Source organism: Brevibacterium sp. CFH 10365, assembly GCF_009299785.1.
GTDB lineage: Bacteria > Actinomycetota > Actinomycetes > Actinomycetales > Brevibacteriaceae > Brevibacterium > Brevibacterium limosum.
In genome coordinates, this window is sequence record NZ_VIGO01000009.1 from 71,998 (window position 1) to 87,044 (window position 15,047).

Annotated in this window: 14 protein-coding genes; all 14 read right to left on the bottom strand. The window is 66.3% G+C overall.

Features of this window, described 5'->3' with window-relative positions; all coding sequences use genetic code 11:
* Nucleotides 1–141: 141 nt before the first annotated feature.
* The 14 genes from FHG09_RS16955 to FHG09_RS17020 all read right to left on the bottom strand — a co-directional run bounded on the left by FHG09_RS16955 (nucleotide 142) and on the right by FHG09_RS17020 (nucleotide 15,046).
* The gene (locus tag FHG09_RS16955) at nucleotides 142–1,065 is read right to left on the bottom strand and encodes an RluA family pseudouridine synthase (RefSeq protein ID WP_152348822.1); all 924 of its coding nucleotides are present in this window, start codon (nucleotides 1,063–1,065) and stop codon (nucleotides 142–144) included.
* Complete coding sequence (locus tag FHG09_RS16960) at nucleotides 1,058–1,594, bottom strand: signal peptidase II (RefSeq protein WP_152348823.1); 537 nt, start codon at nucleotides 1,592–1,594, stop codon at nucleotides 1,058–1,060. The genes FHG09_RS16955 and FHG09_RS16960 overlap by 8 nt, the downstream gene beginning before the upstream one ends.
* Nucleotides 1,595–1,718: 124 nt before the next feature.
* Nucleotides 1,719–2,513, bottom strand: coding sequence for a DivIVA domain-containing protein (locus FHG09_RS16965; protein WP_152348824.1), 795 nt, complete (start codon nucleotides 2,511–2,513; stop codon nucleotides 1,719–1,721).
* A 305-nt stretch (nucleotides 2,514–2,818) separates the two neighbouring features.
* A complete protein-coding gene (locus tag FHG09_RS16970; RefSeq protein WP_152348825.1) occupies nucleotides 2,819–3,118 on the bottom strand; it encodes a YggT family protein in 300 nt (99 codons plus the stop codon).
* A gap of 94 nt (nucleotides 3,119–3,212) precedes the next feature.
* Nucleotides 3,213–3,731, bottom strand: a complete 519-nt coding sequence (locus tag FHG09_RS16975; RefSeq protein WP_152348826.1) for a cell division protein SepF — start codon at nucleotides 3,729–3,731, stop codon at nucleotides 3,213–3,215.
* A gap of 78 nt (nucleotides 3,732–3,809) precedes the next feature.
* Nucleotides 3,810–4,568: a peptidoglycan editing factor PgeF gene (gene pgeF, locus FHG09_RS16980; RefSeq protein ID WP_152348827.1), complete on the bottom strand. Its 759-nt coding sequence runs from the start codon at nucleotides 4,566–4,568 to the stop codon at nucleotides 3,810–3,812.
* Nucleotide 4,569: 1 nt separating this feature from the next.
* On the bottom strand, nucleotides 4,570–5,754 hold the full coding sequence (gene ftsZ, locus FHG09_RS16985; protein ID WP_152348828.1) for a cell division protein FtsZ: 1,185 nt from the start codon (nucleotides 5,752–5,754) through the stop codon (nucleotides 4,570–4,572).
* A 316-nt stretch (nucleotides 5,755–6,070) separates the two neighbouring features.
* The gene (locus FHG09_RS16990; RefSeq protein WP_152348829.1) at nucleotides 6,071–6,826 is read right to left on the bottom strand and encodes a cell division protein FtsQ/DivIB; all 756 of its coding nucleotides are present in this window, start codon (nucleotides 6,824–6,826) and stop codon (nucleotides 6,071–6,073) included.
* Nucleotides 6,827–6,831: 5 nt separating this feature from the next.
* Nucleotides 6,832–8,247, bottom strand: coding sequence for a UDP-N-acetylmuramate--L-alanine ligase (murC, locus tag FHG09_RS16995; RefSeq protein ID WP_152348830.1), 1,416 nt, complete (start codon nucleotides 8,245–8,247; stop codon nucleotides 6,832–6,834).
* Between the two features lie 2 nt (nucleotides 8,248–8,249).
* Nucleotides 8,250–9,350: a UDP-N-acetylglucosamine--N-acetylmuramyl-(pentapeptide) pyrophosphoryl-undecaprenol N-acetylglucosamine transferase gene (locus tag FHG09_RS17000; protein WP_152348831.1), complete on the bottom strand. Its 1,101-nt coding sequence runs from the start codon at nucleotides 9,348–9,350 to the stop codon at nucleotides 8,250–8,252.
* A 1-nt stretch (nucleotide 9,351) separates the two neighbouring features.
* Nucleotides 9,352–10,977, bottom strand: a complete 1,626-nt coding sequence (ftsW, locus tag FHG09_RS17005) for a putative lipid II flippase FtsW (RefSeq protein ID WP_152348832.1) — start codon at nucleotides 10,975–10,977, stop codon at nucleotides 9,352–9,354.
* Nucleotide 10,978: 1 nt separating this feature from the next.
* Complete coding sequence (gene murD / locus FHG09_RS17010; protein ID WP_152348833.1) at nucleotides 10,979–12,502, bottom strand: UDP-N-acetylmuramoyl-L-alanine--D-glutamate ligase; 1,524 nt, start codon at nucleotides 12,500–12,502, stop codon at nucleotides 10,979–10,981.
* Nucleotides 12,495–13,583, bottom strand: coding sequence for a phospho-N-acetylmuramoyl-pentapeptide-transferase (gene mraY / locus FHG09_RS17015; protein ID WP_152348834.1), 1,089 nt, complete (start codon nucleotides 13,581–13,583; stop codon nucleotides 12,495–12,497). The genes murD and mraY overlap by 8 nt, the downstream gene beginning before the upstream one ends.
* Nucleotides 13,580–15,046, bottom strand: coding sequence for a UDP-N-acetylmuramoyl-tripeptide--D-alanyl-D-alanine ligase (locus tag FHG09_RS17020; RefSeq protein WP_152348835.1), 1,467 nt, complete (start codon nucleotides 15,044–15,046; stop codon nucleotides 13,580–13,582). Before FHG09_RS17020 ends, mraY begins: the two co-directional genes overlap by 4 nt.
* Between the last annotated feature and the right edge of the window lies 1 nt (nucleotide 15,047).

Below are 15,047 nucleotides of genomic sequence, written 5' to 3' on the forward strand. Positions count from 1 at the left end.
GTGGACGAAGTCCTCGTTCGGCACTGGGCGCCGCCTTCCTGAAGTTGCCGGTGGTGCGCCCCCAGCTTAGTCCATCAGCTGCGCTTCAGGAGGCTTCGGAGACTGTTGCTCCGGGCACCTTCGTCGGCTGCGACTCGGGGTTCAGTTCGGCCGGATGCGGTCGAGCGCGGTCTGCAGATCCTCCGGATAGCCGCTTTCGAACTCGACCCACTTCTGCGTGTCGGGGTGGTGGAAACCGAGTTTGACGGCGTGCAGCCACTGGCGTTCCAGACCGAGTTCCTTCGCCAGCACCGGATCGGCTCCGTAGGGCAGGTCTCCGACGCAGGGGTGTTTGGTGGCTGAGAAGTGGACGCGGATCTGGTGGGTGCGTCCGGTCTCCAGGTGGATCTCGACGAGCGCGGCACGGCGATGAGCTTCGATCACCTCGTAGTGGGTGATCGCGTTCTTGCCTTCGCTGCGCACAGCGTAGAGTCCGTCGTGCTTCGGGTGGCGGGCGATAGGGGCGTCGATGGTGCCGAGCACGGGGTCGGGCAGACCTTGGACGACCGCATGGTAGGTCTTGTCCACCGTGCGCTCCTTGAAAGCGCGTTTGAGCACGCTGTAGGCGTATTCGCTTTTGGCCACGACCATGAGACCGGAGGTTCCGACGTCGAGGCGCTGCACGATGCCCTGGCGTTCGGGGGCACCCGAGGTCGCGATGCGAAAGCCCGCCGCGGCGAGTCCGCCGACGACGGTGCGTCCGGTCCAGCCGAGAGCCGGGTGAGCGGCCACGCCGACCGGTTTGTCGACGACGACGAAGGCGTCCTCGTCGTGGACGATGCGCATTCCCGGCACGGGGTCGGGCACGACCTCGAGGGGCCTCTTGGGTTCGGGCATCATGATGTCGAGCCGTTCACCGGCGATGACGCGATCGGATTTGATGACCGGTCGCCCCGACATCTCCACTCCCCCGTCGGCGCAGATATCTGCGGCTGCGGTGCGGGAGAGGCCGAGCAGCTTCGACATCGCAGCGTCCACGCGCTGACCGTCGAGTCCCTCAGGGACGAGGATGGAACGTTCAGTCATGAGTGTCCTCTTTCACACGTGTGGAGTCCGATCCGTCGATGTCGATTCCCCTGAGGCTGACGATGACGAGGGTCACTGCGGCGGCGGAGATCGCGATGTCCGCGACGTTGCAGATGAACAGCGACAGATCGATGAAGTCGACGACGGCTCCGTGCAGGAATGCGGGTTCGCGGAAGAGCCTGTCGACGAGATTGCCGAAGAGTCCGCCCAGCAGCAGACCGAGCCCGGTCGCCCAGGCTCGCGACCCGAGCTTGCGGGAGATCACGAGGATCGCGATGAACACCCCGATGGCGATGATCGGGAAGATCCACGTCACGTTCGAGCCGAGTCCGAGTGCGGCTCCCGGGTTGCGGTAGAAGGTGAATCCGGCCAGAGAGCCGATCACAGGCACCGGCGGCTGGTCCTCGAGGAGGGTGACGGCAAGGAATTTGGTGAACTGATCGATCACGAGCACGGTCGCCGCGATTGTGAACAGCAGGGCCATCATGGCGGCGCGAGGTCTTTTCACCCGTGAGGCAGGATCGTTCATTTGGTTCATTCTAGCCCACTGCCGACGTTGAGGGACTCAGCCGCGTGCCGGTGGAACGTGCGGACACAACGGAGGCCCGGGTACTCCGAAGAGTTCCCGGACCTCGGTCGGTGATGCTTGAGGATCAGAGCTTGTGGTTCGACGAACCGCCCAGCGGGCCGTTTCCGTCGAGGGTCTCCGGAGCCAGGCTCGTGGAGTTCTCGAGATCACGCAGCTGATCGTTGAGGTAGCTCTTCAGTCGTGTGCGGTACTGACGCTCGAAGTTCGAGAGCTGGTCGATGGAACGCTCGAGGGTCGACTTCTGCGATTCGAGGGTCGACAGCGTTTCGTCGCGCTTCGATTCGGCCTTGCCGACGATGTCGGCGGCTTCCTTCTCGGCACCCTTGATGAGCTCGTCGCGCTTGCGCTCACCTTCGGCGACATGCTCGTCGTGGACGCGCTGAGCCAGAGCGATGAGGCCATGGGCGTCTCCGTCGCCACCGGCTGCGACAGCACCGAGACCAGCACCTGCGGCTCCGCCGGCGGCCATCGCCGGTGCAGCAGAGCCTTCCTGGGGAGCCGGGGCGGCTTCCTTGACGACCGGGGCCGGGGTCTCTTCGACCGGTGCCGGAGCGGCAGGTTCTTCGGCCGGTGCCGGAGCCTCTTCCTTCTCTTCGGGTGCAGGAACCGCGGCGGGCATCGCCTGAGTGGCGTCGATGTCCTGGGCCGGTGCAGCGGTGGCGCCGCCGGCTTCGAGTTCCTTCACACGCTGTTCGGCGGTGGAGAGCTTCTGACGCAGTTCGTCGTTCTCCTGGTAGAGACGGCGAATCTCAACGACGACCTCATCAAGGAAATCGTCGACTTCGTCCTGGTCGTACCCGTCGCGGAACTTCACATGCTGGAACCGCTTGTTTACTACGTCTTCAGGCGTGAGCGCCATGAGGTCACCTTCGGTCGATCTACATTCATTACGCTGCCGCCCCGCAGGACGGCTTCAACGTCACATTAGCGTAACACCTGCAGTTTTGTCCCGCAGAAATGGCGTGTCTTGCGTTCAATGACGAAGTTCTACGCATCCGAGGCTAACAACCCGGGCACGCAAACAGCCAATTCCGGTGAGCATATTCACCAGTTATCCGGTATGCACGCAATCGAATTCCCGTGAATCGACCGGCACATCACTCTTGCCCTTCCCGGCACCCGATCGCAGTGACTCATCGCCCGAGATCACCGTGATGGCGGGACTCAGGCCGAGGCGTGCGAGAGGTTGAAGAACACTGATGCGATGATCTGAATGCCGATGAGCAGGACGATGAATCCCAGATCGAGCGAGACCTGCCCCAGGCGCAGCGGCGGAATGACTTTGCGCAGGAGCTTCAGCGGCGGATCGGTGAGCGTGTACACGAACTCGGCGAGGACGAGCAGGAACCCCGAGGGTTTCCAGTCGCGGGAGAACACCTGGACCAGGTCGAGCACGACTCGCGCCAGGAGCACGTAGACATAGAGGCTCAGAGCTGTACCGAGGATGTAGAAGATGATGGCCACGTGGGTCCCCCGCGCCTTTCGTTGTTGCTTGAGTTCCGAGGCTTCAGCCTATCGGCTCCAGCTGAGGACGAGTTGAGAGATTTTTCGGCTGCGTTCAGCTCTGGTTGAAGAAGCTGGCCTGAGTGTCGGAATCCGCTTCGTTCTCGCCGGCGACCTCGATGTTCTCGGGAGTGAGCAGGAAGACCTTGTTCGTCACCCGTTCGATCGACCCGTGCAGACCGAAGATCAGTCCGGCGGAGAAGTCGACGAGGCGCTTGGAGTTGTTCTCGTCCATCTCCGAGAGATTCATGATCACGGGGGTGCCCTCGCGGAAGGCGGCACCGATGACCATGGCGTCGTTGTAGCTGCGGGGGTGGATGGTCCTGATGCGATTCATTGAGGTTCCTGGCGCCGGGGTGTCTACGGGACGGATCGGTGACGGATGGATCGGTGTCACCGGGGCCGGAGTCCGCTCTTCCGCTGCTGCCGGTTCGTCATACTGCTCGACGTCGTCGAAGGTCTCGACGACTTCGCGGTCCCGGTGGGCGGGTTCATGACGATCGGTGCGCTGGGCGGTCTCGTCCTCTTCTTCGACGAAACCCAGGTATTCCAGCGTCTTCTTGATTGCTGACATGTCTAAAGCTCCTCGGACTTCGGCACTTGCTCACCTGTCGCCCAAACTATCGCACGCGAGCATCCGGGCAGGTGAGTCCTACGGGTGTGTCGCGGTCTTTTCTTCCTGCAGCCAGATGATCCCGGCGAACCTGCCCGTCCGCGTCTGTCGCCGGTAGGAGAACAGATCCTCGGATTCCTTCGTGCAGGTGCGTGAGAAATGATCGATGGTCACGTCTGCCCGCCCCAACTGTTCGGCGACCGCTCCGGCGACGTCGAGTGCCGGTGTGCCGGTCACCGACACCGAGGCGGCCGTCGGCTCGATCGCCGCGACCTCGCTTCTCAGCTCGGCCGGGACTTCGTAGCAGCGGGGGCAGACCGAGGGCCCGATGACCGCGTGGATGTCCCTGGCCCCGGCCTCGCGCATCGCGGCGACCGCGGTGCCGACCACGCCCGCAGCCATGCCCGGACGCCCAGCATGGACGGCGGCGATGACCCCGGCTTCGGCATCGGCGAGCATGACTGGGGTGCAGTCGGCGACCATGATCGCCAGTCCGATCCCGGGGACGGTCGTCATCTGGGCATCGGCTTCGACCGATGCCTGCCGCAGCTGCGCCTCGTCGCTGATGGTGTGCACATCGGTTCCGTGCACCTGGGAGACGAACGAGAGCCGCTCCCCGCTCAGGCCGATGACCTGAGCGAGAGCGGCTCGGTTGGCTGCGACGAGTTCGTCATCGTCTCCGACGTGGCGGGCGAGGTTGAACGAGGAGAAGTCCCCGTTCGAATAGCCGCCGTGCCGGTCGGTGAAGGCGACATGGGCGGTGCGCCTGCCCGGGATGACGAACCTCGAGCGCAGCATATTACTTGAGGAAGTCCGGGATATCGAGGTCGGAGTCGAAGTTCGAGGTGCTGCGTTCGTTCGGCAGCGAGGCAGGGATCTGGTGCTCCTCGCTGCGGCGCGGAGCAGCTGCCGGTTCGTCGGCTTCCGGAGCCTCGGGCTCGGATTCGGCGATGACGGGCGACTCGGGCTCGGTCTCTGCCGGAGCAACCGGGATCGGCGCCGGGATCTGATCGGACCCTGCAGTCTCGGCATTCGGCGACGAGTTGTCGAATCCGGCTGCGATGACGGTCACGCGGCATTCGTCACCGATGTTGTCGTCGATGACGGCACCGAAGATGATGTTCGCTTCGGGGTGCGCGGCTTCCTGCACCAGACGGGCGGCCTCGTTGACCTCGAAGAGTCCGAGGTCGCCGCCGCCGGTGATGCAGAACAGCACTCCGTGGGCTCCGTCGATGCTGGCTTCCAGCAGCGGGGACGCGATGGCGGATTCGGCGGCCTGCACGGCGCGGTCGTCTCCGGTCGCGGCACCGATGCCCATGAGCGCGGTTCCGGCGTCCTGCATGACCGACTTGACGTCGGCGAAGTCGAGGTTGATCAGGCCCGGCACCGAGATCAGGTCGGTGATGCCCTGAACACCGGAGCGCAGGACCTCATCGGCGGAGCGGAATGCTTCGACGACGGAGACGCTGCGGTCGGAGATCGAGAGCAGACGGTCGTTGGGGATGACGATGAGGGTGTCGACCTCTTCGCGCAGCGCCGCGATTCCGGCTTCTGCCTGTGCGGAGCGACGACGTCCCTCGAAGGTGAAGGGACGGGTGACGACACCGATGGTCAGCGCGCCGAGCGAACGGGCCACGCGGGCCACGACGGGGGCGGCGCCGGTTCCCGTGCCGCCGCCTTCGCCGGCGGTGACGAATACCATGTCCGCACCTTCGAGGGCGTCGCGGATGGCGTCTTCGGAGGACTCGGCGGCCTTGCGGCCGATCTCCGGGTCCGCACCTGCACCGAGTCCGCGGGTCTGGTCGCGTCCGATCTCGAGCTTGACATCGGCATCGGAGAGGACGAGTGCCTGGGCATCGGTGTTGATTGCGATGAACTCCACGCCGCGCAGGCCGACGTCGATCATCCTCTGCACAGCGTTGACACCGCCGCCGCCGGTTCCGGCAACCTTGATATCCGCTCCGGATTGTGGGAATTCAGCCAAGTCGGTTCCTCGTCTCAAGCGCTTCGGTCACGCAGGGTCTGCGTGTGCAATCGGTCTGTGTTCTCTGCCCTGAGGCTATTGGGCGGGGCAACATCACTGCAACCATTCTCCCCGGAGTGTCGGACTTCGGCCAAACTCCGCGCCCGGTGTGTCGGGGCCAAACGGAGGCAATCGTGGTGACTGCCCGGCCTGGGGCGGTCACGGAGGTCTCATGGCCGGCGCGCGCGGGTGTTCGGGGCTCGGTCGGTTCGAGACTGAGTCGGTCGGCTCGAGACTGAGCCGGTCGGCCCGGGACTGAGCCGGTCGGGTTCGGGACTCAGTCGGTCACGGGCACCGAGGGCACGGAGACGTCGATCTCGGTGCGGCCTTCGGCGGCGAGTTGGGCTGCGGTGCGCATCTTGAGGCTGGAGTCGGAGGCATCGCCGAACACGACCGTGGCCTTCTGTTCTCCTGTGTCGAGGCGACCTTCGAGGCTCATGGCGTCCTTGGCCTCGATCGTCACCAGCTGACGGCGCAGCTCCGGCCGCAGGTCGCCCATGAACCGGATCACCGCGGACACGGTCTCTCTGTCCGGTTGGTGTCCGGCCCCGCTGAGCACGGTGAGCTTCTCAGGTGCCTTGTCGACTGTTCCGAGGTCGACGGCCTCGGAGTCGTAGAGGCGGTAGCCGGATTCGCCTTCGATCGCGATGACAGGGGTGCGGTCGGTGATCTCGATCTTCAGGGCACGGGGGCCGGAATAGCGGATGGAGGCCGCTTCGGCTCTCGGGAACTCCTTGAGCACGGACTGCTCGACCGCACCGGGACGCACCTGGGGCAGCGGGCTGCCGCCTTCGGTGTCGAGGACGAAGCTGCTGACCCGGTCGGTGTCGACCAGTCGGCTGCCGCTGACCTGCACTTTCTGCAGGGCCAGCAGAGGTGAGAACCAGGCGACGGCGACGATGGCGATGAGCGCTGCGACGATGCCGACGGCGATGAGCCGGCGGCGCCACGTCTGCCGACGGCGGGCCCGGATGACTCCGGTGAGGTCCGCAGTGGAGTTGTCGCCGGCCCGAGCCGGGGGAAGCGGCACCATGGGCCTCAGCTCTCCAGTGCGCTCAGCAGCTCGGGTCCGAGGATCGTCACGTCACCGGCTCCGACGGTGAGCACGAGGTCACCGGGCTTCACCCGGGCGGCGACGAAGGGGACCGCCTCGGCGAAGGATTCCAGGAAGGTCACGTTCTCGTGCGGGACTCGGTCGGCGATGAGCGCTCCGGTGACTCCGGGCACGGGGTCTTCGCGGGCGGGGAAGACGTCGAGGACGACGACCTCATCGGCCAGGCCGAGGGCGTGGCCGAACTCCTCCCGGAATTCCATCGTCCGCGAGTACAGGTGCGGCTGGAAGATCGCCCAGACGCGTCCACCGTCGGTGACGACTCCGCGGGCGGCGCTGAGCACGGCCCGCACTTCGGTGGGGTGGTGGGCGTAGTCGTCGATGACTCGCACTCCGCCGGCGAGCCCGCGTTCTTCGAACCGGCGGCGGGTGCCGCCGTATCCGGCGAGTCCGGTGGCCGCGCGTTCGACATCGGCACCGAGGCTGTGTGCCACGGCGATCGCGGCGGTGGCGTTGAGGGCGTTGTGCATTCCCGGCTGGCGCAGTTCGACCCGCAGCTCGTCGTCCCGGCCGGGCAGGTCGAGGACGAAGGACGAGCCGATTCCGGAGTCGAGGTCACGCAGCATGATATCGGCGTCGTCGGAGGTGCCGTAGAGGACGACGTCGGCTCCCTGGCTGCGGGAGTGCATGGCGACGTCGTGGGATCCCGGGTCGTCGGCACAGGCGATGATCGTGCCGCCCCGTGTCTGGATGCCGGCGCAGAATTCGATGAAGGCTTCGCGCACCTTCTCCGGTGTCCCGTAGTGGTCGAGGTGGTCGGCTTCGACGTTCGTGAGGATTCCGATGGCCGGTTCGTAGAGGAGGAACGATCCGTCGGATTCGTCCGCCTCGGCGACGAACACGTCTCCGGTGCCCAGGTGGGCGTTCGTGCCCGTCGTCGACAGCACTCCCCCGATCACGAAGGACGGATCGGCTCCGCAGGCCTGGAGGGCGACGGTGGTCATCGACGTGGTCGTGGTCTTTCCGTGGGTGCCGGCCACGGCCACGGCCCGCCGGTCGACCATGAGCGAGGCCAGGGCCCCGGAGCGGTGCAGGATGCGCAGTCCCCGGCGCTGCGCTTCGACGAGTTCGGGGTTGTCCTTGCGGATGGCTGAGGAGATGACAAGGGTATCGGCCTCGCCGAGGTTGGCGGGCGAATGTCCGATCGTGACGGTGGCGCCCAGGGTGCGGAGCACGTCGACGACGTTGGATTCCTTCGCATCCGATCCGGACACGGCGACTCCGTTCATGACCATGATCCGGGCGATCCCGGACATTCCCGAACCGCCGATCCCGATGAAGTGGACGGCTCCGAGCTCACCGACGGGAACGATGTTCGCAGGACTCGTGTTCGCAGAGGTCATGTTCAGCCTTCCAGCGCGCGATTGACGATGGCGGCCATGCGGGCCGCGGCATCGGTGGGGTAGTTCAGCTTCAGCGCCGCTGCGCTCATCTCGGCGCGGCGGGTTTCGTCGGCGAGCAGCGGCAGGATGGTCTCGACGACCGTCGACGGGGAGAACTCCGCATTGTCGACCATGAGCGAGGCGCCGGCGGCGACGCTGCCGGAGGCGTTGAGACGCTGTTCGCCGTTGCCGATCGCCAGGGGCACATAGAGTGCCGGCACTCCGGCGACCGTGGCTTCGGAGACCGTGGCGGCTCCGGAGCGGGCGACGAGCAGATCGGCGACCGCATAGGCCCGGTGCATTCCGTCGACGTAGTCGACGACGTGGTAGTCGGGCAGTTCCGCGGCGACCGTGCGCAGAGCGTCGCCCTTTCCCGCTCCCGTGATGTGGAGGACCTGGATGCCGGCGTCCTGGCAGGCGGTCGCGGTGGCCAGGAAGGCTTCGTTGATCTTCTGTGCGCCCGAAGAGCCGCCGGTGACGACGAGGACCGGGCGGTCATCGCGCAGTCCGAGATCGGCACGGAACCCTGCTCGCTGTGCGTCGTCGCTGCGGTCGAGATCGGTGATCTCGGTGGGCATGGGCATGCCGACGAGAGTCGAATTCCGCAGCTTCGTGTCCGGGAAGGTGATCCCGACCCGACCGGGTGTGGTCAGTCGCGCGCCGAGGCGGTTGGCCATTCCCGGCTTCGCGTTGGCTTCGTGGACGATCAGCGGGATCTTCGCCTGTTTGGCGGCGAGGAACGCCGGTGGGCAGACGTAGCCGCCGACGCCGACGACGGCGTCGATGCTGCGGGACGAGATGATCTGTCCGACGGCGGAGATGTTGCCGCGGAAGCGGCCCGGGAATTTCAGCAGCGCCGGGCTGATCGACCGGGGCATGGGCACCTTGTCGATGGTGAGCAGTTCGAATCCGGCACGCGGAACGATTTCGGCTTCGAGTCCGTCGGCAGTGCCCAATGCCACGACATCCCAATCGGGGTGCTGCCGTCGCAGCTCGCGGCCGATCGCCAGCATCGGCGAGATATGGCCGGTGGTGCCTCCACCGGCGAGGAGGATGCTCGTCATCTCATTTCCTTTTCTTGCGGGCAAGCACGGCGAGTGAGGATCGCAGGCGATCCTTGTTGGCGGCGATGGCCGCCTCGGCGCCCGGCTCCGTGCGGGCGAACGACAGCACCACTCCGACAGCGAGGAGTGAGGCGATGATCGAGGAGCCGCCGTAGGACACGAACGGCAGCGGCAGACCGATGACTGGCAGCAGTCCAGTCACGACGCCGATGTTGATGGCGGCCTGGCCGACGATGAGGGCGAAGAAGCCGGCGGTGGCGACCTGGACCATGAGACTGTTCGAACGCATCACCACACGGACCATTCCGAAGCCGAGGACGGCGAAGATGAGGATGACGACGAGGGTGCCGACGAGCCCCAGCTCCTCTCCGATGATGGCGAAGATGAAGTCGTTGTGGGCTTCGGGCAGCCAGGACCATTTCTCACGGCTGGCGCCGAGCCCGACTCCCAGCCATCCGCCGGAGGCCAGGGAGAACAGTCCGTGGTTGGACTGCCAGGCTTGGCCCATGGTGTCCGCGGCACTCTGATCGGCATGTCCGGTGAGCATCGCTTGGATGCGGTCGAGACGGTTCTGGGAGCTGAGGACGAAGAAGACGACGGACGCGGCCAGCACGCTGCCCAGCAGCAGGAAGTACTTCATCGGGAATCCGCCGACGAACAGGCAGACGACCGCCATGGCCATGATGACGAGTCCGGTGCCCAGGTCGTTGCCGGCGACGACGAGGCCGACGGCAGCGAGGGTTCCGGGGACGACGGGGATCATGGCGTGGCCGAAGGTGGTCATCTTCCCTGCCTTCTGGGCCAGGATGAAGCCGAGCCACAGGGCGAGGGCGACCTTGAGGAACTCGGAGGGCTGGATCTGGAATCCGCCGAGGCCGATCCAGTTCGCATTGCCCTTCGTCTCCTTGCCGAGTCCGGGTGCGAAGACCAGAGCCTGCATGATGAGTCCGCCGATGATCGCGAGCCACGCGATCCGCTTCCAGAACTGCAGCGACATCCTGCTCGCCGTGTACATGAGGACGAGGCCGACCCCGGCGAACATCGCCTGCTTGTTGAAGTAGGCGAATGAGGAGCCCGCCCCCCCGTCGTACGAGGTGATCGATGAGGCGGAGAGCACCATGACCAGGCCGAGCCCCGTGAGCAGCACCACGGAGACGAGGATGAGGAAGTAGGTCGTCAGCGGATGAGCGGAGAGACCGGCGATATCGCCGCGCAGATGATCCCACGCTCTTCTGAGCACCGAGGCGGTCTTCTCAGAGCTCTTCCCGGCGGCTTTCGCCGGTTTCCTCTTCGCCGGTGCTGTCGTGGACGCCGTGCCGCGTGGAGCAGCCGTCCAGCTCCCGGCCGGACGCTTCCCGGCAGTCGTGGTCGTGGCGGACTTCTTCGTGGCGGATTTCCTCGCGGCAGGCTTCGCAGCAGCAGGCTTCGCGGCAGACTTCGCGGTGGGAGTCTTCGCAGCAGCAGTCTTCGCGGTGGGAGCCTTCGTGGCGGTCTTCACGCCCGAGGCCTTTGCCGCGGTCTTCACTCCGACGTCCTTCGACGTCGTCGGAGCAGATGCGGAGATTGTCGACTTCGCAAGCTTGCGGCGGCGACGTTCATCCGCCTTCGCGGTGGTCTGCCGTCCCATCTCAGCGCTCCAGATGCGTGTTGACGGCCTCGGTGAACAGTTCGCCGCGTGTGTTGTAGTTGAGGAACTGGTCCATGCTCGCGGCGGCTGGGGCCAGGAGCACGGTGTCTCCGGCTTCGGCCACGCCTGCGGCGGCCTCGACTGCGGCCGCGGCGACGGCCTCCCCGCGGCGCTTCGGCACTCCGGAGTCCACGGCCAGGGCCGGTTCGATCCGGATGACGTCGAGGTCGGGAATGGTCGCGGCGATGGCCTCGCGGTAGGCCGAGTCATCGGAGCCGATGAGCACGAGTGCCTTCAGTCGGTCGCGGTGGTCGGCGAACAGTGAGGTGAAGTCGGCGCCCTTCGGCAGTCCGCCGGCGATCCAGATGATCGAGTCGAAGGCGGCCAGAGAGGCATTCGCGGCATGGGTGTTCGTCGCTTTCGAGTCGTCGACCCAGCGGATGCCGTCTGCTTCTGCGACGGTGACCATGCGGTGGGCGCCGAGAGAGTGGCTGCGCAGCCCGGCGGAGATCGCTTGGCCCGGCACGTCGATGGCGCGTGCCAGACAGGCTGCGGCCAGAGCATTGGCGACCTGGTGCGGGGCGGGGCGGGAGCCGGCGACGCCGGTGGCGACCGCCACGTCTTCGAGGGAGGCGAGTTCGGCGGCCGAGGAGTAGCGCTGAGGGATGAAGGCCCGATCGACGAGGAGGTCCTCGACGACGCCGAGCTCACCGGGGCGAGGCACACCGGAGGTGAAGCCGATGGCCTTGGCTCCTTCGATGACGTCGGCGTCCTCGACCATGTGCAGAGTCGCCTCGTCGGCGCAGTTGTACACGCAGGCGAGTTTCGCGTTGTGGAAGATCTTCGCTTTGTCGTACGCGTAGGCTTCGGCGCTGCCGTGCCAGTCGAGGTGGTCGGGGGCGATGTTGAGCACGGCCGCGGCGTCCGCGCTCATCGACTCCTGCCAGTGCAGCTGGAAGCTCGAGAGTTCGATCGCGAGGACTTCGAGCCCGGGTTCGAGGACCGCTTCGAGCAGCGGGGTGCCGATGTTGCCGCAGGCCTTGGCCTTGAGTCCGGAGGCCAGCAGCATCGATTCGAGCATCGTCGTCGTCGTCGTCTTGCCGTTGGTGCCGGTGATGGCCAGCCATTTGGCGTCATTGGCCCCGCGGATCCGCCAAGCGAGTTCGACTTCGCCGATGACGGGGACTCCGGCTGCCGCGGCCGCCGCGAGTACCGGCTGGTCGGGTCGCCAACCGGGAGAGGTGACGACGAGGTCGAACTCGCCTTCGGGCAGGGCTTCGACGTGTTCGGGTCCGCGTCGGATGTCGACGTCGAAGACCTCGAGGATCTGCGCCTTCTCACTCACATCGACGGTGTCGTCACCGTCGATGACGATGACGTCGGCGCCGCGTTCGCCGAGGTGGACGGCCGCGGGGAATCCCGTCACGCCGAGACCGGTGACGAGGATGCGCAGTCCCGCCAGGGATGAGCTCGGTCCGCTCAGTGCGGCCGGGATCTCCTTGGCGGTGGTGGGTTCATCAGCCAACGCGGGCCACCCAATCGGCGTAGAAGAGGCAGATTCCGGCGATGACGAAGAGGGCGGCGATGATCCAGAATCTCACCACGATCGTCACTTCGGCCCAGCCCTTGAGTTCGAAGTGGTGCTGCAGCGGGGCCATTCGGAACACGCGCTTGCCGGTGGTCTTGAAGGAGGCGACCTGGATGATCACGGACAGGGTGATGATGACGAAGAGTCCGCCGAGGACGATGAGCAGCAGCTCGGTGCGCGACATGATCGCCAGTCCGGCGAAGGCTCCGCCGATGGCCAGCGAACCGGTGTCGCCCATGAAGATCTTCGCCGGCGAGGTGTTGAACCACAGGAAGCCGAAGCAGGCTGCGGCCATGGCGCCGGCGACCATCGCGAGGTCGCGTGGGTCGCGCATGTAGTAGCAGGCGTTCGTGGCCTCGGACATGAGGTTGCAGTTCTGGGTCGACTGCCAGGTGCCGATGACGACGTAGGCGGCGAAGACGACCACCGAGGCGCCGGCGGCCAGACCGTCGAGACCATCGGTGAGGTTCACGGCGTTCGACACGGCGGTGACGATGAGGTTCGCCCAGATGACGAACAGGATGAGGCCGAGGATCGCGGAGCCGAAGGCGAGGTCGAGGTTCGTGTCGCGGATGAACGAGATCTTCGTCGAGGCCGGGGTCTCGCCGAAGGAGTTCGGGAACTGCAGGGCGAGGACGGCGAACGAGATGCCGACGAAGGCCTGTCCGATGAGCTTCGGCCACGGGCGCAGCCCCAGGGACCGCTGCTTCTTGATCTTGATGAAGTCGTCGAGGAATCCGACGACCGCCAGTCCAGCAGCCAGCCACAGCACGAGCAGACCGGACGCCGTCGGCACGGAACCGGTGAACAGGTGTCCGAGCAGGTAGGCGAGCACGGCGGCACCGATGATGACGACGCCGCCCATGGTCGGAGTCCCGCGCTTCGTCGCATGCGAGGTCGGACCGTCGTCACGGACGAACTGGCCGTATCCCTTCCTGACGAGCACCCGGATGAACAGCGGCGTGCCGACAAGGGCGAAGATGAGAGCCAGGCAGGCTGCGAGCAGTACGGCAATCATTGGGCCCCCGATACTCCGGCGATTTCGTCTCCGAGGTAGCGCAGACCGGCGTCTCGGGAGGACTTGAACAGGACGATGTCGCCGGGCGCGAGTTCGGCGCTCAGGAGATCTCTCGCCTCTGCCGCCGTGGCGACCCAGGCCGCCTCGTTGCCCCAGGAGCCCTCGAGGTTCGCGGCGTTGAAGATCGGTTTGGCGCCATCGCCGACGACGATGGTGCGCGTGATGTTGAGACGCACGACGAGCTCGCCGATGTCAGAGTGCGCGGACACCGACTCGTCACCGAGCTCGAGCATCTCACCGAGCACGGCGAAGGTGCGGCGCGGGCTGGTCTCCTCGTCCCCGCGGCCCATAGAGGCCAGGGTCTTCAGCGAGGCCCGCATGGATTCGGGATTCGCGTTGTAGGCGTCGTTGAGCACGGTCACGCCCGAGGGCGAGTCGATGAGCTCCATCCGCCAGCGGCTGGCCGCCGAGGAGGTCGACAGGGTCGTCACGATCGACTTCGTGGTGACTCCGCAGGCGTGGGCGATGGCGGCGGCGGCCAGGGCATTGCCGACGTGGTGTTCGCCGATGAGCGCCAGACGCACGTCCCGCGCCTCCTCACCGGGCAGAGTGAGGGTGAAGGTCGGGTGGCCGGAGGAGTCCGTGGTCACGGAGGTGCCGCGCACGACCCGGTCATCGGCTCCGACCCATTCGGGCAGGGACTCACGCTGCGAGAACCACAGGGTGGTCACCTCGGGGGCGAGGACTTCGCGCATCGCAGATACGCGGGTGTCGTCGGCGTTGAGCACGGCGGTCGACCCGGCGGTCAGGGACTCGACGAGCTCGGCCTTGGCCCGAGCCGTGTTCTCGATCGAACCGAAGACTCCCGAATGGGCGGTGCCCACGGCGAGTTCGACGGCGATATCGGGCCGGATGAGGCTGGTCAGGTAGGCGAGGTTGCCGATCGACCGGGCCCCCATCTCGAGGACGAGGAAGCGGGTGGACTCGTCGGCCCGCAGAGCCGTCAGCGGAACACCGACCTCGTTGTTGTACGAGTTCGGCGGCCACACGGTCTCGGCCTCACCGGAGAGCAGGTCCGCGGCGAGGTCCTTGACGGTGGTCTTGCCGACGGATCCGGTGATCGCGATGACGGTCAGCTCACCGTCGGCGCGCAGGCCCTCGATGCTGTGCTTGGCCAGCTGGCCGAGCGCTTCGGTGGCATCGGCGACGACGACGGACGGCAGCGGCTCATCGTCGACGGTGGGGACGGATTCGCCGATGATCAGGGCCGCTCCAGCCTCGACGGCGGCGGCGGCGAATTCGATGCCGTCGAAGCTCTCGCCTCGGCGGGCGACGTAGATATCGCCGGGTCCGACTTCTCTCGAGTCGGTCACCACACCGGCGGTCAATGGGGTCTCGGGGTCGATGCCGTACAACTCGCCGCTCAGGGCGGTTGCGATCTCGGCTGCAGTCAGTCGCTTCATA